Below are 20,900 nucleotides of genomic sequence, written 5' to 3' on the forward strand. Positions count from 1 at the left end.
TAACCACCTGTTCAAACAGGCACGGAACCAAACAGGCCGCGATGCGTTCTGCTGTCGGGGCAGGCGCGGAGGGGAGTGTGGGCGTTTCTCGTTCGTCAAAGGAACAATTCGATTCCCGTCAGATTCTCAACGCCCTCAAAGCCTTTCGAAACGGTGACTTCTCCGTCCGCATCGAGAATTCTTATGAAGGGTTGAACGGCGAGATCGCCGACACATTCAATCAGATCGTCGAGTTGAACGACCAGATGGCGCGAGAATTTGCGCGGCTGAGCAGGGTCGTCGGCAAGGACGGCCGCATCGGGGAACGCGGCCATGTGAGGAACGCCAAAGGCAGCTGGGAATCGAGCGTCCGTTCGGTCAACGACCTGATCGAGGACATGGTGCAGCCCACCGCGGAAGTTGCCCGCGTCATCGGCGCGGTCGCCAAGGGCGATCTGTCCCAATCCATGATGGTGGAAATTGACGGCAGGCCGCTTCGTGGCGAATTCCTGCGCATCGGTAAAATCGTCAACACCATGGTTGAGCAGCTCGCCTCCTTCACGTCGGAGGTGACGCGTGTGGCGCGCGAGGTCGGCACCGAAGGCAAGCTGGGCGGTCAGGCACGCGTCAGGGGGGCGGCCGGCACTTGGAAGGACCTGACCGACAATGTCAACGCGATGGCGACCAACCTGACCAGCCAGGTGCGCAACATTGCGGAGGTGACTACGGCTGTCGCGTCTGGCGACTTGTCGAAGAAGATCACCGTCGACGTGAAGGGCGAGATCCTCGAACTGAAGAACACCATCAACACGATGGTGGACCAGCTCAACTCCTTCGCCTCGGAGGTGACCCGCGTCGCGCGTGAGGTCGGCACCGAGGGCAAACTCGGAGGCCAGGCCCGTGTCGAGGGCGTTGGCGGTACTTGGAAGGACCTCACCGACAGCGTCAACCTGATGGCCGCCAACCTGACCGGCCAGGTCCGCAACATCGCCGATGTGACGACGGCGGTGGCTTTGGGCGACCTCTCCAAGAAGATTACCGTCGACGTGAAAGGCGAAATCCTGGAACTGAAATCGACCATCAACACCATGGTCGATCAGCTCAACTCATTTGCCGGCGAGGTGACGCGCGTGGCGCGCGAGGTCGGCACGGAAGGCAAGCTCGGCGGCCAAGCACAGGTGCGCGGTGTCGCCGGCACCTGGAAGGACCTGACCGACAACGTCAATTCCATGGCGGCGAATCTTACCGGTCAGGTGCGCAACATCGCCGAAGTGACTACCGCGGTGGCACTGGGTGACCTCTCGAAGAAGATCACCGTCGATGTGAAGGGCGAGATCCTGGAGCTGAAGAACACCATCAACACGATGGTGGACCAGCTGAACTCCTTCGCCTCGGAAGTCACCCGCGTGGCACGCGAGGTCGGCACCGAGGGAAAGCTGGGCGGCCAAGCTGAAGTCCGCGGAGTCGGCGGCACGTGGAAGGACCTGACGGACAACGTCAACCTGATGGCCGCCAATTTGACCGGGCAGGTGCGCAATATCGCCGATGTGACCACGGCCGTTGCCAGGGGCGACCTTTCGAAAAAGATCACCGTCGATGTGAAGGGCGAAATCCTCGAACTGAAGAACACCGTCAACACCATGGTGGACCAGCTCAATTCCTTCGCCTCGGAGGTCACGCGCGTGGCGCGCGAAGTGGGCTCGGAAGGCAAACTGGGAGGTCAGGCGCATGTCGAGGGCGTCGGCGGCACCTGGAAGGATCTGACCGACAATGTCAACGCGATGGCCGGCAATTTGACCGTGCAGTTGCGCGACGTCTCCAAGGTCGCGACCGCAATCGCCACCGGCGACCTGACCCAGAAGATCACCGTCGACGCCTTGGGCGAAATCCTGCAGATCAAGGACGTCATCAATACGATGGTGGATCAGTTGAACTCCTTCGCCTCGGAGGTGACGCGCGTCGCCCGCGAAGTGGGTTCCGACGGCAAGCTCGGCGGACAGGCGCAGGTGCGCGGTGTTGCCGGCACCTGGAAGGACCTCACCGACAACGTCAACGCCATGGCCGCCAATCTCACGGGCCAAGTGCGCAACATTGCGGAGGTGACGACCGCCGTCGCACTCGGCGATCTGTCGAAAAAGATCACGGTCGATGTGCGCGGTGAAATCCTGGAGCTCAAGGACACCATCAACACGATGGTGGACCAATTGAACTCCTTTGCCTCGGAAGTGACGCGCGTGGCGCGCGAGGTCGGCACCGAAGGCAAGCTCGGCGGTCAGGCACAGGTGCGCGGCGTTGCCGGCACCTGGAAGGACCTGACCGACAATGTCAACTCGATGGCCGAGAACCTCACCGGTCAGGTTCGCAACATCGCCGAAGTTACCACAGCGGTGGCGCGAGGCGACCTGTCCAAGAAGATCACCGTCGATGTCAAGGGCGAGATCCTGGAGCTGAAGTCGACCATCAACACCATGGTCGACCAGCTCAACTCGTTCGCCGGCGAGGTGACGCGCGTGGCGCGCGAGGTCGGCACCGAAGGCAAGCTCGGCGGTCAGGCTCGGGTGGAGGGTGTGGCGGGCACCTGGAAGGACTTGACCGACAACGTCAATCTGATGGCGACCAATCTAACCAACCAGGTGCGCGGCATTGCGGACGTCGTGACCGCCGTTGCCCAGGGCAACCTGAAGCGCAAGCTTGCGGTCGATGCCAAGGGTGAGATCGCTTCGCTGGCGGACACGATCAACGGCATGATCGAGACGCTGGCGACTTTCGCGGATCAGGTGACCAACGTGGCTCGCGAGGTCGGCATCGAGGGCAAGCTCGGCGGTCAGGCCAGGGTGCCGGGCGCCGCCGGCCTATGGCGCGACCTGACCGACAACGTCAATCAGCTGGCGGCGAACCTGACGACCCAGGTCCGGGCCATCGCCGAAGTGTCGACCGCGGTGACCAAGGGCGACCTCACCCGCTCGATCAGCGTGCAGGCCTCCGGCGAGGTCGCGGCGCTGAAGGACAACATCAACGAGATGATCCGCAACCTCAAGGACCAGACCTTGAAGAATGCCGAGCAGGATTGGCTGAAGACCAATCTCGCCCGTTTCTCGCGCATGCTGCAGGGCGAGCGGGACCTTGCCACGGTTTCGCGGATGATCATTTCCGAGCTCGCGCCGCTGGTGAACGCGCAATATGGCCTGTTCTACGTCACCAATCGCGACGAGGAAGAATCCTATCTGGAACTGGCCGCGTCCTACGCCGCCGAAGGCAAGGCCACCGTCCGCCAACGGGTCGACTTCCGCGAAGGCCTGATCGGGCAGTGCGCCGCCGACAAACGGGCAATCATGCTCGATGACGTCCCATCGAGCTTCCTGCGCATCACCTCCGGCCTGGGCGAGGCCCCGCCGGCGAGCGCCATCGTCCTGCCGGCATTGTTCGAGGACGAGGTCAAGGCGGTCATCGAACTCGCTTCGTTCAGCCGGTTCAGCGATACGCACCGCCTTTTCCTGGAGCAGCTCATGGAATCGGTCGGTATCGTGCTCAACACGATCGCCGCGACCATGCGCACGGAAGGGCTTCTCAAGCAATCGCAGCTTTTGACGTCCGAACTGCAGTCGCGTCAGACCGAGCTCACCAAGAAGCAGGAAGAGCTTCACGCCACTAATGAGGAGCTGCAGGAAAAGGCGCAACTGCTCGAGAATGAGAAGAAGCAGGTGGAAAACAAGAATCTCGAGATCGAGATGGCCAGGCGGGCTCTGGAGGAGAAGGCCGAGCAGCTGGCGCTGACCTCCAAATACAAATCCGAATTCCTGGCGAACATGAGTCACGAGCTGAGGACGCCGCTAAATTCGCTTTTGATCCTGTCCAATCTGCTTGCGACAAACCAGCAGGGGAATCTGAACGACAAGCAGATCGATTTCGCGCGTACGATCAACTCGGCAGGTACCGACCTGCTCAGCCTCATCAACGACATACTGGATCTTTCCAAGATCGAGTCCGGCACGGTGTCGATCGAAATCAACGACATGCCGCTCGCACACCTGCGCCAGCATATGGAGCGGACTTTCAGACAGCTTGCGGCTGACAAGGGGCTCGGCTTCACCATCAAGATCGAGCAAGCCCTGCCTGAGACGATCCGCACGGACGAAAAGCGGCTGCAGCAGATCGTGCTCAATCTGCTGTCAAATGCCTTCAAATTCACTTCCAATGGCGAGGTGATCCTGAACATCCATGCCGAGAGAACCGGCCGCAAAAACGATGCGGCGCCGCCCCGGGCGCTGGCGATCGCCGTTACCGATACCGGGATCGGCATTCCGGAAGACAAGCAAAAGCTCATCTTCGAGGCGTTTCAGCAGGCCGACGGCACGACCAGCCGCAAATATGGCGGCACTGGCCTCGGCCTTTCCATCAGCCGGGAAATCGCCCGGTTGCTCGGCGGTGAGCTGCGCGTCGAAAGCGAGCCAGGCAAGGGATCGACCTTCACCCTGGTCATCCCCTTCGATGGCCCGCGCAGCAGCAGCCTGGCGGCGCCGATCGAGCTTTCGCCTGCCGACGTCATCGCGGCGGGCGTCCAGCCAGCAGACACTTCGGGTACCCCAGAACTTGCGGACGATCGTGACACAATCAACCCCTCGGACAGGGTGGTGCTTATTGTCGAGGACGACCCGACTTTTGGAGGGCTGCTGCTCGGTCTTGCTCGATCCGCCGGACTGAAGGGGGTGCTTTCAACGGCCGGTTCCGGCACGCTGGCACTGACCCGCAAGCTGATGCCCGATGCGATCACGCTCGATCTCGGCCTTTCAGACATCGACGGCTGGGTGCTTTTCGACCTTCTGCGGCATGACCAGAAGACCAGGAACATTCCGATCCATGTCATCTCCGGCGCCGAGGATCTCGAAGTGCTGACGCGCAGGGGCGCTGCAAGCGTTTCGAGCAAGCCGGTTTCGGCTGGTGAACTCGCCCGCGTTTTCGAGGAAATCCATTCGCGAAACCTGAGGGTGCAGCGCAACGTGCTGATCGCCGATCCCGATCCCGAGCGCCGCCTGGCCCTGGTGGAAGCCATTCGAGATGGCATCACCTCGGTCACCGCGGTCGGTCGTGTCGCCGCCAACGCGGACGAGCCGGGCGCCGCCGCTTATGATGCGTTTGTTTTCGGGTTTGGGCGTTCGGCCAAGGACAACGCCCAGATGCTCGACGAAATCGTGTCTCAGTTCAGCGACGCTCTACCGCGCCTGCTGTTCTTCACGCCGCACCCGGACGCGTTTCTGCAGCAGGTCGCGCTGCATCCGGCACTCGGCGATGTCCCACGTGCCGACAACTTCGGCCAACTCGGGCTCCTGATCTCGGCGGCACTGCCAAGCGACACGCAGAGCGAACAGATCTTGGCCACCGAGCAGGTCGACAATGCCGATCTCGCCGGCGCCAAGGTTCTGATCGTCGACGACGACATTCGCAACATCTACTCGTTGACCAGCGTGCTGGAGACTTACGACATTGATGTGCAGCATGCCGAACGGGGCCGGGACGGCATCGCGTTGCTCGAAGAAACACCCGACGTCGATGTCGCCTTGATCGACATCATGATGCCGGAAATGGACGGCTACGAGACCATGCGTCGGATTCGGGCCATGCCGGCGATAGCCCACATCCCATTGATCGCGGTTACCGCCAAGGCGATGAAAGGCGACCGTCAGAAATGCCTGGACGCCGGCGCATCCGACTACATCGCCAAACCGGTCGACCTCGATCTGCTGCTTGCGTTGCTGCGGGTTTGGATCGGTCGCGCGCGAGCGCGGGCTGAGCCCTTCGCGCCGGCATTGATGACCGCCATCTGAAAGCGCTCCGGCAGGTAAAAGGAATGGCCGCGATCGAGGCAGAAAGAAGCGAACCGGTCGAAGGATTGCGGGCACGCGTTCTCGCGGTCGATGATGACGAACGCAATCTGCTTGCCATCGCGGAGGTGCTTGGCGAAGTCGGCGAGGTCGTCTGCGCCGAGTCGGGTGAGGAAGCGCTGCGCTTCCTGCTCAAGGAAGATTTCGCCGTCATCCTGCTCGACGTGCTCATGCCGAACCTCGACGGCTACGAGACGGCCACGCTGATCCGCCGGCGTGAACGATCGAAAAACACGCCGATCATCTTCCTTACTGCGATCAGCAAGGAAGAGGCGCATATGCTGCGCGGCTATGACGTCGGCGCTGTCGACTACCTGTTCAAGCCGTTCGACCCGGTGATGCTTCGCTCCAAGGTTATGGTCTTCGTCGATCTTCATGAGAAGACGCGCGAGATCGAGCGAAACGCGGCGCGGGAGCAGCGGCTGCTCGAACAGGCGCTGAAGGCCAAGTCGGACAAACTCGATGCCGAGCGGGCACTGCGCCATTCGGAAGCAAGGCAGGAGGCGATTCTTGCCTCGCTTCCGATCTGTTTTCATGCCCGCTCGGCTGAGGCGCCTTTCGCCGCAAGCTACGTCTCGAAAGGCGTCGAGCGGCTGACAGGGTTCCCGCCGAGCCGTTTCCTGTCGCATCCGGATTTCGGGCTCAGCCGGGTTCACCCCGACGATCGCGAGGAGGTAACCAGGTCGCTTTCGGCGGCATGCGAGACGGGGTCCTATGGCTGCGAATTTCGCTGGCGGTGCGCCAATGATGAATATCGCATCTTCTTCGATCGGGGCGTGGTTTCCAAAGATGACGCTGGGCTCGAGTTGCTTGGCACCATGCAAGACATAACAGAGCAACGCCGCCTGGAGAGCCAGCTGCTGCAGTCGCAGCGGCTCGATGCGATCGGCAAACTGACCGGCGGACTCGCCCATGACTTCAACAATCTCCTCGCGGCGATCCTTTCCGGCCTAAGCCTGCTCGAGCGACAGCTGACGCTGGACGGCAACGCTACCAAGATCCTCGACATGACACGCCGCTCCGCCGGGCAAGGCAGGGATCTCGTCCAGCGCATGCTCGCTTTTTCGCGACGCCAGGACCTGAAGCCCGTGGCAGTACCCTTGTCGAGCCTTGGGGATACGATGAACGGGTTGGTTGCCCCTGTCCTTGGAGGCCTCGTGCGCTTCAAGTGGCTGGTGAGTGACGACACATGGCCCGTGTATGTGGATGCGGCGCAGCTCGAGCTCGCCTTGATGAACCTCATCTTCAATGCGCGAGACGCAATGCCTTCGGGAGGCACGGTTCTCGTCCGGACGAGCAACCGCAGCGTCGGCCACGCGGGCGACGAACTGCCGGCCGGCGACTATGTGGTGGTCGCTGTCGAGGACACCGGGACCGGAATTGCCGGCGACATGATAAGCAAGGTGGTCGAGCCGTTTTTCACAACCAAGCCGATCGGGAAGGGCACGGGGCTGGGTCTCAGCACCGTCTATGGTTTCGCCAAGCAGTCGGGCGGCACGCTCAGGATAGAGAGCGAGGTGGACCGCGGCACCATCATAGAACTGTGGCTGCCCCGATCCAATCAGCCGCAGGATGTCACCGAGGCTATCGCTGTTGCCGGCGCAGAGGCTGTCGAGGCCGTCGACGCGGAGCGCGCCACGGCGGTTGGCGAACGATCACTGACCGTTCTGCTCATCGATGACAGCCACTCCTTGAGAGAAATGACGGCCATGTCGCTCAGGCAGTCCGGCTTCGAGGTCGTAGGGGCCTCCGGCGGAGCCGAAGCGCTTGCGGCCATTGAGAGAGAGCCGGATCGATTCGACGTGATCGTCACCGACTTTGCCATGCCCCTTATCTCGGGCATAGACGTGATCCGGTTTGCCCGCAATCTGCGTGCCGGCTGGCCCGCGGTTATGATCACCGGCTATGCGGATGCGGAGAAAATCGTGGAGCGCCCCCTCGATGTCGCGCTCGTCGGCAAGCCGTTCGACGAAAAAGACCTTGTTGTGGCCATACATGCCGCAGCGCGCGGCAAGCTAATCAACGCCTCGGCATAGCTTCCCCTGTTACCTGTCCTCGATGATCCTCAAATAGGCCGCGGTCACGAACAGCACGATGAAACCGAAGAGGATGCGGCGGCCGCCTTCGGGCATATGCAGGATGGTGAGCAGCGTCGTCAGCACGGTCAGGATCAGCGCGCCGACAATGGTTCCCATATAGCCGCCGCGGCCGCCGAAGATCGAGGTGCCGCCGATGACGGCGGCAGCCACCGAAGGTAGCACCAGCGGCTCGGCGAGCGACAGCGAGGGCGCCTTGATCAGGCCGATATAGAGCAGGCCGGTGATGCCGGCGAGCAGGCTGGAGATGACATAGAGCGCCGTGATCACCTGCCAGTAGCGGACGCCCGAAAGCCGTGCAGCGCGCTCATTGTCGCCGACGGCGTAGAGCAGGCGGCCGAAGCCTGTACGGTTCAAGGTGAAGACGATCAGCACCGCCACCGGCACGAACAGGAAGAGCGCGTTGGGGAAGCCGTAGGTGAGACCGGTGCCGAGCCAGTTGAGGAAATCCGGAATCTTGGCGCCGGAGGCGATCACGGTGCGCTGGTAGACCTGCAGGAAGCCGGTGCCGATCAGGCTGGTGCCGAGCGTCATGATCAGCGGATGGACGCGGAAGACGCCGACGCCGACGCCGTTGACGAGGCCGATTAGCACCGCCGGCAGCATGGCGAGGATGAAAGCCACCGTCGGATCCTGGTTGACGATTTGCGTCGCCATGATGAAGGCGCTCATCGTCGCCACCGTGCCGACCGAGAGGTCGATGCCGCCGGTGAGCATCGTCATGGTCTGACAACCGGCGAGGATTGCCAGCGGAATGGCGAACTTGGCGGTGTTGGCGATCCAGCGCTCGTTGACGATCCCGGGGCGAAGAACCTGCAGGATCAGCACCAGTATGACGAGCAGGATGATCAGCGGAATGAGCGGCCGGTCCGCCATGAAGCGCTTCAGGCGGCGGCCGAGCGAGACCGGCTGGGGCATGGTCGCGCTGTTCGTCATGGTGTTGCTCCTGCCGGGCGGCCCCGGATGGTGATGAAGGCGCCGAACATCACCACGGCGACCATGATCGCGCCCTCGATGATGGCCGTGACGTTGGGATCGATGGCCAGAAGCGTCAGGTCGGTGCGCACCAGCCTGAGCACGAAGACGGCGATGATCGGCCCGAGCAGCCCACCCTTGCCGCCACCGAGCGCGACGCCGCCCAGCACCACCGCCGCGACGCTGGCCAGCAGATAGGGACCGGGGATCGGCGCGCCGATGCCGGTGCTGATGGTGAGCGACAGCCCGCCAAGTGCTGCGAACAGGCCGGAGAGCGCGTAAGCGACGATCCTGGTGCGGGCCACCGGCACGCCGCTGCGGAAGGCGGCGAGCTCGTTGCTGCCGATGGCGTAGATGGAGAGGCCAAGCCGCGAGCGCCTGAGCGGGATCCAGATGACGAAGAGGCAGACAAGCAGCAGCACCAGCGCCTTCGGGACCCAGGCATCGGCCCAATCCGGCAGGCCGGGGATCGGCATGGTGCCGACGACGGTGGCCTTCAGCCACTCGGCGGCTGCGCCGCCGGGCGCGTCAAGCACCAGGAGCGCCGCGCCTTGCAGGACGAATAGCGTGGCCAAAGTAACCACGATATCCGGCACTCGGGTCACGACGATCAGGAGGCCGTTCAGCGCGCCGAGCACAAGGCCCATGGCCAGCACGAAGGGCACGACGAAGTACGCATATTCCTCGCTGGCGCCGTTCATCATCGAGGCGGCGGTGACGCTGGTCAGCGCCATCATGGCGGCAACCGAGAGGTCGATGCCGCCGGCGATGACCACCACAGTCTGCGCCGCGACGGCGAAGGCGTAGGGCAGAACCGCCCGCGCCAGCGAGCCGAAGTCGCCGCTGCCGTAGCCCGGCTGGATCAGCTTGGTGACGACGAACAGGAATACGAGCAGGGCGAGCAGGCCGGCGACCCAGCCCTGGCGGCGCAGAAAGCGCATCATGGCGTGGTCTCCGCGTCGGACGTTGGCCTGACATCGGCAAGGATGCCGACATCCGCCCTGGCGCCGCGCGGCAGGCCGTAGGCGGCCCGCATCAGAGCCGGCTCGTCGGCGAGCTCGACCGGGAAGGTGTCGACGACACGGCCGCCGAAGATGACGATGACGCGGTCGCAGACACGCTGCACTTCCTCCAGCTCGGATGTGTAGAAGAGGACCGATTTGCCGAGGCCGGCGAGCTCGCGCAGCAATTTGTAGATTTCCTGCTTGGTGCCGACATCGATGCCGCGCGTCGGGTCGAAGCAGAGGATGGTGCGGGCATCTGCCGCGATCCAGCGGGCAATCGTCACCTTCTGCTGGTTGCCGCCGGAAAGGCGCTGGACCTCGCCCTGCGCGCGGGTGTCGATCTGCAGCCGGGCGATAGCGCTTGAAACCACCATATGCTCCCGGCGCACCTTGATCGGTCCCCATTTGCGCAGCGCAGCGCTGAAAGGCAGCGCGATGTTCTCGCGCACGGAACGCTGCATGGCTAAAGCCTCCGTGCGGTCACCCGGCACGTAGGCGAGGCCGGCCTGGATGGCATCGCTCGGATGGAAGAACTTCACCGGCGCGCCATCGACGGCGATCGTGCCGCCGGCCGGGCGGATCGAGCCGGCAAGGGCGGCGAAGAGTTCGTCCTGGCCCTGACCCTCGAGCGCGACGACGCCGGCCACCTCGCCATTGGCGAGATCGAAAGAGACGTCATGCAGCTTGGTGCCGAGCTGCAGGTTGCGGACCGAAAGCCGAGGGTGGCTGTCCTTCACCACCGGCGCTTCGCTTGCCGTGCGCGCCGCGGCGACGCTGGTCTTCTCGATACGGGCGCCAAGCATCATCTCGACGATCTTTTCCTCGACGCCGGGCTCGATGTCGACCACGCCGACGGTTGCGCCGTCGCGCAGCACTGTGGCTCGGTCGCACAGCGCCGAGATCTCGACGAAACGGTGCGAGATGAAGATGACCGAGCGGCCGCTGTCGCCCTGGCGGCGCACGACTTCCAGCACTTTTTCGGCAAGGTTGGCGGGCAGCGCGGCCGTCATCTCGTCGAGCAGCAGAACGTCGGGCTCGGCGGCGAGCGCGCGCGCTAGGTCGAGCACACGCAGGACGGCCAGCGGAATGTCGCGCGCGGTCTCGCGCATGTCGAGGTTCGGAATGCCGAGCTCGCGCACCCAGGCGCGGAACGGCTCGACCGGCGTGCCGGTGAGCCTGAGATTGGAAAGCACATCGAGGTCAGGGATCAGCGCCGGTTCCTGGTAGACCGGCAGCAGGCCGGCGCGACGCGCGGCGGCCGGAGAGCGGACATCGCGAGCTTCGCCGCGGATCAGGATGCGGCCGGCATCCGCCGGGATCGCACCGGTCAGGATCTTAACAAGGGTCGACTTGCCGGCGCCGTTGGCGCCCATCAGCGCATGCACTTCGCCCGGCAGCACCGATAATGATGCGTCACGCAGCGCCGAAACCGCGCCGTAATTCTTCGCCACGCCGGTGGCGTCCAGCAATGTATTGTTCGGCAATTCGTTCGTCGTCAAAACCAGCGTTCTCGCATCAAGCACCGAGGACGGCAGGTTCGCACCTGCCGTCCCGGCGACCCTATCTGCCGCAGCTCCTTATCGCAAAACCGTAGGATGCTTTTGCGACATCTGCGGAGTTGAAGTCGCTCAGGCGACTATTCGCCCGGACCCTTGCAGGCGACGATCTGCTCCTTGGTGTAGGTGGTCCAGTCCGGAATCGAGATCGAGACCGGCCATTCGGGGCTGAGCGACGGGTCGGCGGCCGCCTTCAGCTTGGCCTTGCCCTCCTCCGTGACATTTTCCCAGAGCTGCGGCTCGACCAGAACGGTTTGCTGCGCCGGCTTCTTGCCGTCGAGGATCTGCAGTGCGAGCGTAACGCCGGCGCCGCCGATCGAGCCGGGATTGGTGACGGCAGCGCCGACCAGACCCTTAACCGTGTTCAACTGACCGACGAAGCCGGCATTGTCGGCGCCGACAACCGGCACCATCGGCGCCTGCTGCTCGACCAGAGCGTCGACGATGACGTTGTCGATGCCGGAGGTCCAAATGCCGTTGATCGGCGTTCCGGTGGCGAGGAAGGACAGGATCTGCTGCTTGGCCTGATCCTGCTGCCAGCCGGTGAAGACTTCCTGCGCGACCTTCACGTCGGGGAATTCGGCCAGCGCCTTCTTGAAGCCCTTGTCGCGGTCGCTGTCGGCGGAAGCACCGGCGGCGCCGCGCATGTACAGCACCTCGCCCTTGCCGCCCATCTGCTGGAACAGCCACTTGGCGCCGAGATAGGCATACTGTTCCTGGTTGTTGGAGATGATGTATGCGGACGGCTCGGTCACCGCCTGGTCGACAGCGACGACGACGATACCGGCCTTGGTGGCTTCCTCCAGACCGGCCTTGATGCCGGCCGGATCGGCCGGGTTGACGACGATGGCGTTTACCTTGGCGCTGATCAGATTGCGGATGTCCTCGAGCTGGCCGGCGGCGTCGGTGTTGCGGTGGGCGATGTTGAGCTTCGCCACTTCGCCGGAGGCGAGCGCCTGGGCCTTCATGGCGCAGATCATTTCCTCACGCCAGCCATTGCCCTGCACGGTGTTGGAGATGCCGATCGTGTATTTGCCTTCGGCGGACGACACGCCCACCGAGGCAAGCAAGGCAGCGCCGGCAAGCAGTGGGGCCATGGTCAAGTATTTCTTCATTTCAGTTCTCCTCCACATTGATTTCAGTTCCTGGGCTCCGAAGCGATCGAAGCCTAGCCGTTTGTCCCCTCATTTGACGAAGGGGCGCAGCACGTCGCGAGCCAGCAGAAAACCGCGCTTGACCTTCTCGTCGCTTCCCTCGAACCGGCGGTCCTCATGCTCGATGACCACCGGCCCGTCATATCCAGCCCGGTAAAGGCCCGAAAAGATGCTGCTCCAGTTGATGTCGCCAAGCCCCGGCATGCGTGGCACCTGCCAGCCTATGCCTGCGGAAAGGATCCCGCGCTCATACAAACCATCATGATCGATCATCAGGTCCTTGGCATGCACATGCAGCATGTGCGGGCCGAACTCGCGGATGAAGCGTTCCTTGTCGATCATCTGCCAGACGAGATGCGAGGGGTCGAAATTCATGCCGACGTCGCCGCCCCAGGCCTCGAGAATCCGGCGCCAGACATAGGGCGAATAGGCGATGTTGTGTCCGCCCGGCCATTCGTCATAGCTGAAGATCATCGGGCAGTTCTCGAAGGCGAGCTTGACGCCGTGCTCGCGCGCGTGGGCGATGATCGCGGGCCAGATTTTCTGCGCGGCCTGCCAGTTGTCGTCGACAGTCTTCGAGGCGTCGCCGCCGCAGAAGGTGTTGACGAGCGAGACACCCATTCGGCTTGCCAGCACGATCACCTTCTTCAGGTGATCGATCACCGCATCGCGATGCGCCTGATCGGGATGCAACGGATTGGGATAGAAACCGAGACCGGAGATCGTCAGGCCCTTGCCGGCGAGCTCGGCGGCAATGTCCTTGGCTTGCGCGGGGGAGGTGCCGGCGGCGTCGATATGGCTGGTGCCGGCATAGCGGCGGCTGTCGCCCGAAGTCTTCGGCCAGCAGGCGATCTCGAGCGCTTCGAAGCCGGCCGAGTTCGCCCAGTCGGCGACATCGCCGAGGGCAGTATCCGGAAATGGTGCCGTGAGCAGTCCAAGCTTCATGATGCCTCCTGCTTCGTACTATGCAGATCGTGCTGGTTGCTTCAACCGTGCATCTGTTGGATCAGCGCACACATGTCTGACAAAGGCCATCGGATCATCTGACAGCAAACCATCGAGGCTGGTGACGACATTTGCATGGAACATGTCGCTGGCGGCAAGTGACGGATGGAAGATGGCTTCGACGGCAAGGATTGCATTGGCAAGGGCCCTGCTGTCCGAACCAACGCGATCGGCGATGGCCCCAATCTTTTCGGCAAAAGGATCGGACACCTGCCAGGCGCGGCCGAAGCGCGACGATGCCTTGATCAGATAGGCCATCCAGCCCGCGACCGGAACCGACAGCAGCGCGATGCTTTGGCCCTTAGCCAGGCGATCACTGACCGGGTTGAGCAGGCGCTGGACGATCTTCTGCGAGCCGTCGGTAGCAATCTGGTGATTGCGGTGGCGGATCGCGGTGTTGGCGAGGCGCGAAAGGCTTTGCTCGACATAGGCCGACGGCGAGATGCCGGGCACGGGCATCAGCGTCGGCAGCGTCTCTTCCGTCAGCATGCGGCGGACGAAGGTGGCAAGCAACGGGTCGGCCATGGCGTCCGATGTGTGCTCGAAGCCGCCCAAAACGCCAAGATAGCTGAGCGTCGTCTGGGCGCCGTTCAGCACCCGCATCTTGAGATGCTCGAACGGCGTGACGTCGTCTACGAAAGCGGCGCCGATGCGGTCCCAGCGCGGCACGCGGCCGGCGAAGCGGTTCTCGATCACCCATTGCCGAAAGCGCTCGCCGACGACGACGGCGCTGTCGCGATAGCCGAAGCGCTGCTCGACCGTCTCGATATCGGCCTCGGTCGTTGCCGGCGCGATGCGGTCGACCATGGCCGAGGGGAAGGCGACATTGGCGGCGATCCAGTCCGCCAAGCCGTTGCCGCGCCGCTCGGCGAATGTCCCCACGACATTGCCGAGGATAGCGCCGTTGGCCGGGATGTTGTCGCAGGAAAGCAGCGTCACCGGGCGGCCATGCGAGCCCATGCGCAGCTCAAGCGCTCGTGCCAGGATGCCGGGCACGCTGCGCGGGGCCTCAGGGTTGGCGAGGTCGTGGACAATGTCGGGATGGTCTAGGTCGAGCGCGCCGCTCGACGGGATGTGGCAATAGCCCTTTTCGGTCACCGTCATCGTGATCATCTCGATTTCGGGTGAGGCGAGCACCTCGAGTGCGGGCGCGGCGCTGTGCTGGCTGTCGACCACACCGACGATGCTGCCGATGACGCGGGCCTCGACCTCGTTGTTCTGACGGATGAGCCGCGTATAGAGGCCGTCCTGCCGGCCGAGCGTCGCGGCGAGCACGGGAGGCCGTATGTTGATGCCGACGAGCCCCCAGCGATCGAAATCATCCGCCAGGAGGTCATCGGTGTATTCGGCCTGGTGGCAGCGGTGAAAGGCGCCGACGCCGATATGGGCAATGCCCGGCTGCAGCGCCGAGCGAGCGTAAGCCGGTTTGCGGACTTCAGGCGGCAGGCCGCCGAGCAGGGCGGGGCCGAGACTGGCGGAGGGTGAGATGCTCACCGGTTCGCTCCGATCACCCATTGCTCCTGGTCGATCAGCGCGCCGGTCATCGGCCCGGCCGCGTCGGAAAGCAGGAAGACGGCGAGGTTCGCTACGTCGGCAACGGAGAGTAGCCGGCCGAAGGGCTGCGCGGCATTGGCCGCGTCTAGCCAGCCCGGGCCGTGGCCGAGCGTTTCGGCCTGCATGACGCGTTCGGCGGGCGTGTCGGTCCAGCCGACATTGATTCCGTTGACGCGGATGCGATCGAAGCGGTGCGCGTTGGCGGCATTCTTGGTCAGCGTCGCCAGGGCGCCCTTGGTGGCGGAATAGACGGCGAGATCCGGCGCGCCGCAATGCGCATTGATCGACAGGATGTTGACGACGGCGCCGCCTTGTCCGCGCTTTTTCATGTCGGCGATCGCCGCCTGCATCAGGAAGAAAGGCGCACGCGCATTGACGGCGAACAATGATGTCCAGTCGTCGAGGCCGGCATCGACGAAGGAGGCCCGGTCGGTCAGAGCCCCTGCATTGACCAGCCCGTCGATGCGGCCGAAGCGCTCGGTGCACGCGGCGGCGAGCAGGGCCGGAGTCTCCGGGTCGCCGAGATCGGCTGCCAGGAAAGCGGACGGCGCCCCGATCGCCGACAGTTCCGCCGCGACTGCGTCGCCGCGCTGCCGGTTGCGGCCGGTGATCAGCAAACCTTCGGCGCCGGAACGGGCGGCCGTCCAGGCAATCGCGCGGCCGATGCCTTGGGTCGAACCGGTGATCAACAAGACCTTGCCGTCGAGCCGAACCTCCATTCCTCCTCCCGGAACAAAGTTTCTATTTTCTCGAATATGGAACGACAGTTCCTTGCAGTCAACTGCGCCGATCAACCTGTCCGCCGCGCGACGACGCCGTGGACCAAAGCCATGCCGACGGCGAGCGAAGCGGCGAGCGAGCGGAAGCCTGCGAAGTCCTGTTCCACCACTTCCAGCCAGGTGTCGGAGAGTTTCACCAGCGGTGAGAAGGTGCTGTCGGTGATGGCGACGATGCGTGCTCCGCGATCATGGGCGAGGGCGACCAGGTCTGGCGTAATCGAGTTGTAAGGGCTGAAGGAAACGGCGAGCACCGCGTCGCGCTGGCTTATGCAGCCGACCTGATCGAGCGCGGTCGAGCCGACATTGTCGACCAACACGTTGCGCACGCCCTGTTGCGACAGCGTCAGCGACAGATAGGTGGTGACCGGGAAAGCGCGCTTGCTGCCGATGACATAGATCAGCTCGGCTCCCGCCAGCAAGTCGGCCATCTTGTCGAGCCTGTCGGTGTCGAAGCCATTGCCGATGCGGTTGAGCGAAGCCTGCGAGGCGCCGACCATGCCGTTGAGGAAATGCAAGTCGGCGTGGGGTTCGGCTGCTGCCGGTCCCTTGTTGTCGCGCGTGCGTCCTTCCGGCCAGGAGCCTTTCATGTGGTCCTTGAACAGGCCTTGGAAGTCGGAAAAGCCGGCATAGCCGAAGATCTGCGCGAAGCGTACCAGCGTCGAGGGCTGCACGCCTGCCTGCGCCGCCACCTGGGCGATGGTGCCAAGCGCAACGTCGCTCGGATGCTGCCATAGGAAGATGGCGACCTGGCGCATCCTTTTCGGGAAATGCACGGTGCCGGAGGAGAGCACCGCGCGCAGCTCCTCATAGGTTTGTGGTTTCGTGTGGCCAAGTGCCGCCAGCGAACGGCCGCGTTTCCGGGTAACGCTCTCGCCGGGTGAGGTTCGTGCGCCGCTCATCAGATGGGCCGGATTCGAGCTGTTGTACCTGAGGCGCCCCGAACTTGCGATGAAGATCGCCAATTGTCGACGTTTGGAGAAAGGGGAGAATTCAAAACCTGAAGCGATTGTCTTGCTTCCATCGCCTGGACAAGCCGGCAGGTAGCCATGCGACGCTTCACCATTCGAACCCTCCTCCACCGGTCTCGCATAAGGCTAGTGCGGCACGATCGTTTTACAAAACAAAATTTGGAAAGGCTGTTCGAAATTGGCGAGGCGCCTCCTATAGTCCCTGTGCTGGACGGCATCCGGGAGGACTCGAACCATGGTCTACGCAACCGCTGACGGAACCTTCCGCAGGCGCCTGACGGTCGGCATGGTCGGCGGCGGTCGCAACGCCTTCATCGGCGCGGTTCATCGGTTGGCCATGCGGCTCGACGACCAGATCCTGCTGGTGGCGGGTGCGCTGTCCTCGGATGCCGAGAACGCTGCGGCATCCGCCGCTGAGATCGGCATCGCGCCGGAGCGCAGCTATGACGACTACCATGCGATGGCAAAGGCCGAAGCGGCGCGGACGGACGGCATCGAGGCGGTGGTCATCGTCACGCCCAACCATCTGCATGCGCCGATCGCCACTGCTTTCCTAGAAGCCGGCATCGACGTCATCTGCGACAAGCCGCTGTCGACAACGCTTGCCGAGGCTGAGGCGTTGGTGGCGCTGACGAAAGCCAAGAAGCGCCGCTTCCTCGTCACATTGAACAACACCGGTTACGCCATGGCGCGGCAGGCGCGCGAAATGGTGGCAGCGGGCGAACTCGGCCGCATCCTGTCCGTGCACGGTGCCTACATCCAGGACTGGCTGACGCAGCCGATCGACGCGCAAGGCCAGAAGCAGGCCGAATGGCGCACCGACCCTGCGCGCGCCGGGCAATCGGCGGTGCTTGCCGACATCGGCGTGCACGCCTTCAACCTGGCGAGCTTCATCTCCGGCTTCGAGGCTGACGCCGTATCGGCGGACCTTTTCACCGCCGTGCCAGGTCGTCGCCTCGACGACAACGCGCATGTCCTGGTGCGCTGGACCGGCGGGGCGCGCGGCACCATCCTCGCCAGCCAGACTTCGCCCGGCCACTACAACGATCTCTCGGTGCGCATCTATGGCGACCGGGCCGGGCTCGAATGGTCGGGCACGCGGCCGGAGGAACTGCGCTTCGCGCCGTATGGCGAGGAGGCACGCACGCTGGTGCGCGGCGGCCACGGCTCGACGACGGAAGCCCGGCGCGTCTCGCGCATGCCGGCGGCGCATCCCGAGGGCTATATCGAGGCCTTCGCCAATTTCTACCGCGATGCCGCCGACATCATCCGCGCGCATCGAGCGGGCGCTGCGGTCGATGTTGCGCGCGCGGCGCAGGTGCCGGACGTCGTCGACGGCGCTCGTGGTGTGAAGTTCCTGGCGGCGGCAGTGGAGTCGAACGCGGCCGGAGGAGCCTGGACGCCGGCGCGGTTTGAATAGACGCCGGCTTGGTGCTTTGAATCGTTCAATCCGCTTTACAATGCGGGGCGGCGCGACCGGCCGACGTGTGGCCAATCAGCCGAGCGGCCGAGGTCGGCCTCATCGATGATGTCCCGCACCGATATGGCCTCGTGGCCCTGCACCGAGCGCACCCGAGTGCTTGGGAGGCACGTCGTTCTCATCCGGATTGGGAACGGGTTCCTCGTCCGGCAGCCTCTCCGGATCCGGTTCGCGCATCGGTTTTGGGTCGGGAAACGGCGGCGGCGTGGGGACCGGCGTTGGCGTGGGGTCGGGAGTGGGGAGAATAGCCATAAGGTGGTCCCTCGTTGCGCTGGCGGAGCAGTCCGCGAGATGCGGTTTGGGCAACCGGTATCTGCCCGACCAGAACATGATGGGTAGAGCCGCCTCATCCGACGCTTCATCGACACCTGATCACCGGCGGCTGACGCATGGCAGAACGGCCTCGACCGGGGATGGTTCCACAGCGATCCCGCCGCGCTTCGGCGGGGTCGGACACGAATGACGATCAAATGATTTCCCGTCGCCCATTTCGCCCTTGCCGGCGCCATGCAGCGCCTTAGTTCCGTTTGCGGGGCGGGTGATCATCTGCCGACATAGGAGGCGGCCTTGAAGCACCAAACCGTAGACCAACTCAATGCCGTTGCCGACGTTCATGCTGAAGCAGCGGTTCTCATCGCCAGTCGTGGCCAACGCCTCGAACGCTGGGCGCAACTTCTGGAGCAGGATCCCGGCCGGCGCCTTATGGCGCTTGCGGGCACCGAATACGCCACACCCGACGTGCGCGAAAAGATGCGTTCCACCGGATCGCCGATTACTGTCGCCTTCGAAGACCCGATCTTTCGTGCTCAGGGCCTGAAGGACGACACCTACGGCGAAGCAAAGCGCTTCTTCGAACTCAGCGACTGGCAACTGCACGAGGTCGTCTGCCATTGCCATGTCGGCGCCAATCTGCCGGCACGCTGGGCGGCGTCCCGCGTTCGCGCGGCCATCTCTCCAGGCTCGGGAATTCTTGCCTGGCTGAGATCGGTGTTCATGCACTAAGACGACTGCCGCGGTTCGAAGAACCGCGGCAAGTTCAATCCTTATCGGAGACGGAGGGGAGTTGTCCCCAGCCGTCGGTAGCTAGAGCGATTCACCGTTTTGCGAGAACGTCGAACCGCTCTATCTTTTTGCTTTCGCTCATTCTGCTGTTGATGCAATTCCCCGCGCGAAGTTTGGGACTATGTCTGGAATTTGCTCTTAGGGCTGCCCGCGCCGCACCTCTACTCAGCGATCGATCTCTCCGAACACGATATCCAGCGATCCGATGATGGCCGCGACATCGGCGATCATGTGCCCGCGCGACAGGAAGTCCATCGCCTGAAGGTGGGCGAAAGACGGCGCACGTATCTTGCAGCGGTACGGAACATTGCTGCCGTCAGAGACAAGATAGACGCCGAATTCGCCTTTGGGCGCCTCCACCGCGGCGTAGACCTCGCCCTGCGGCACATGATGGCCTTCGGTGTAGAGCTTGAAATGGTGGATCGTCGCCTCCATGGAACGCTTCATGGTGGCGCGCGGCGGCGGCGTGATCTTCTGGTTCGGTACGGCGACCGGGCCGTGCCCGTCGGGCAAGCGCAGCTTCTCCAGACATTGCCTCATGATCCTAACCGACTGCCGCATCTCCTCCATGCGCACGAGATAGCGGTCGTAGCAGTCGCCGTGCTTGCCGACCGGAATGTCGAAATCCATTTCGGGATAGCATTCATAGGGTTGCGCCTTGCGCAAATCCCAGGCCGCGCCCGAGCCGCGCACCATCGGGCCGGAGAAACCCCAGGCCCAGGCATCGTCCTGTCCGATCACGCCGACGTCGACATTGCGCTGCTTGAATATACGGTTTTCGGTCAGGAGTTCATCGAGATTGCTCAATGTTCCCAGGAAGGGATCACAGAAATTCCAGATGTCGTCGAGCAACTCTCCCGGCAGATCCTGATGCACGCCGCCGATCCTGAAATAGTTGGCATGCATGCGCGCGCCCGACGCGCGCTCATAAAAAACCATCAGCTTCTCCCGCTCGGCGAAGCCCCAGAGCGGCGGCGTCAGCGCGCCAATATCCATCGCCTGCGTGGTGACGTTGAGCAGGTGCGACAACAGCCGGCCGATCTCGCAAAACAGGACGCGGATAAGCTGTCCGCGCCGGGGAACCGATATTTCGAGCAGCTTCTCGGCGGCGAGGCAGAAGGCATGCTCCTGGTTCATCGGCGCCACATAGTCGAGCCGGTCGAAATAGGGCAGGGCCTGCAGATAGTTCTTGTATTCGATCAGCTTCTCGGTGCCGCGGTGGAGTAGGCCGATATGCGGATCGGCGCGGTCGACGATCTCGCCGTCGAGTTCCAGCACCAGCCTGAGCACACCATGCGCCGACGGGTGCTGCGGTCCGAAGTTGAGCGTGAAGTTGCGAATTGCGGTTTCGGCCATGGCGGCCTCTTCGCGGACTCTCATTTTGTTTGGCCGCTGCAGTCGGGTCAACC

13 protein-coding genes are annotated in these 20,900 nt (G+C 63.6%); 4 read left to right on the forward strand and 9 right to left on the reverse strand.

Annotated elements, in window-relative coordinates:
• Positions 1 to 41: 41 nt before the first annotated feature.
• Positions 42 to 5,801 carry a HAMP domain-containing protein gene (locus P9230_RS16460; RefSeq protein ID WP_278119937.1) on the forward strand — a complete coding sequence of 1,920 codons (5,760 nt, stop codon included), beginning with the start codon at positions 42 to 44 and terminating at the stop codon, positions 5,799 to 5,801.
• A 23-nt stretch (positions 5,802 to 5,824) separates the two neighbouring features.
• A complete protein-coding gene (locus tag P9230_RS16465) occupies positions 5,825 to 7,894 on the forward strand; it encodes a response regulator (RefSeq protein WP_278119940.1) in 2,070 nt (689 codons plus the stop codon).
• Between the two features lie 9 nt (positions 7,895 to 7,903).
• Here the strand turns inward: P9230_RS16465 and P9230_RS16470 are convergent, their stop codons facing one another.
• From P9230_RS16470 to P9230_RS16505, 8 genes are all read right to left on the reverse strand, one after another.
• Positions 7,904 to 8,890 (reverse strand): ABC transporter permease, encoded by a 987-nt coding sequence (locus P9230_RS16470; RefSeq protein WP_067003946.1) that lies wholly within the window; start codon positions 8,888 to 8,890, stop codon positions 7,904 to 7,906.
• Positions 8,887 to 9,873, reverse strand: coding sequence for an ABC transporter permease (locus tag P9230_RS16475; RefSeq protein ID WP_067003944.1), 987 nt, complete (start codon positions 9,871 to 9,873; stop codon positions 8,887 to 8,889). Before P9230_RS16475 ends, P9230_RS16470 begins: the two co-directional genes overlap by 4 nt.
• A complete protein-coding gene (locus P9230_RS16480) occupies positions 9,870 to 11,417 on the reverse strand; it encodes a sugar ABC transporter ATP-binding protein (protein WP_127213968.1) in 1,548 nt (515 codons plus the stop codon). The genes P9230_RS16475 and P9230_RS16480 overlap by 4 nt, the downstream gene beginning before the upstream one ends.
• Positions 11,418 to 11,569: 152 nt before the next feature.
• A complete protein-coding gene (locus P9230_RS16485) occupies positions 11,570 to 12,604 on the reverse strand; it encodes an ABC transporter substrate-binding protein (RefSeq protein WP_067003942.1) in 1,035 nt (344 codons plus the stop codon).
• Positions 12,605 to 12,673: 69 nt separating this feature from the next.
• Entirely contained in the window at positions 12,674 to 13,588 is a 915-nt protein-coding gene (locus P9230_RS16490) for a sugar phosphate isomerase/epimerase (RefSeq protein WP_278119942.1), read from the reverse strand.
• 18 nt (positions 13,589 to 13,606) lie between these two features.
• Positions 13,607 to 15,142, reverse strand: coding sequence for a mannitol dehydrogenase family protein (locus P9230_RS16495; protein ID WP_278119944.1), 1,536 nt, complete (start codon positions 15,140 to 15,142; stop codon positions 13,607 to 13,609).
• Entirely contained in the window at positions 15,139 to 15,921 is a 783-nt protein-coding gene (locus tag P9230_RS16500) for an SDR family oxidoreductase (RefSeq protein WP_278119947.1), read from the reverse strand. Before P9230_RS16500 ends, P9230_RS16495 begins: the two co-directional genes overlap by 4 nt.
• Before the next feature lie 71 nt (positions 15,922 to 15,992).
• Positions 15,993 to 16,880 carry a MurR/RpiR family transcriptional regulator gene (locus P9230_RS16505; protein WP_127213970.1) on the reverse strand — a complete coding sequence of 296 codons (888 nt, stop codon included), beginning with the start codon at positions 16,878 to 16,880 and terminating at the stop codon, positions 15,993 to 15,995.
• A gap of 304 nt (positions 16,881 to 17,184) precedes the next feature.
• On the opposite strand from P9230_RS16505, the gene P9230_RS16510 reads away from it, so the two are divergent.
• Positions 17,185 to 18,369 carry a Gfo/Idh/MocA family oxidoreductase gene (locus tag P9230_RS16510; protein ID WP_127213971.1) on the forward strand — a complete coding sequence of 395 codons (1,185 nt, stop codon included), beginning with the start codon at positions 17,185 to 17,187 and terminating at the stop codon, positions 18,367 to 18,369.
• A gap of 627 nt (positions 18,370 to 18,996) precedes the next feature.
• Positions 18,997 to 19,431: a hypothetical protein gene (locus P9230_RS16515; RefSeq protein ID WP_067003930.1), complete on the forward strand. Its 435-nt coding sequence runs from the start codon at positions 18,997 to 18,999 to the stop codon at positions 19,429 to 19,431.
• Between the two features lie 225 nt (positions 19,432 to 19,656).
• On the opposite strand, the gene P9230_RS16520 is transcribed toward P9230_RS16515, so the two are convergent.
• Positions 19,657 to 20,847: an NADH-quinone oxidoreductase subunit D gene (locus tag P9230_RS16520; RefSeq protein ID WP_278119950.1), complete on the reverse strand. Its 1,191-nt coding sequence runs from the start codon at positions 20,845 to 20,847 to the stop codon at positions 19,657 to 19,659.
• Between the last annotated feature and the right edge of the window lie 53 nt (positions 20,848 to 20,900).

Source organism: Mesorhizobium sp. WSM4887, assembly GCF_029625865.1.
Lineage (GTDB): Bacteria > Pseudomonadota > Alphaproteobacteria > Rhizobiales > Rhizobiaceae > Mesorhizobium.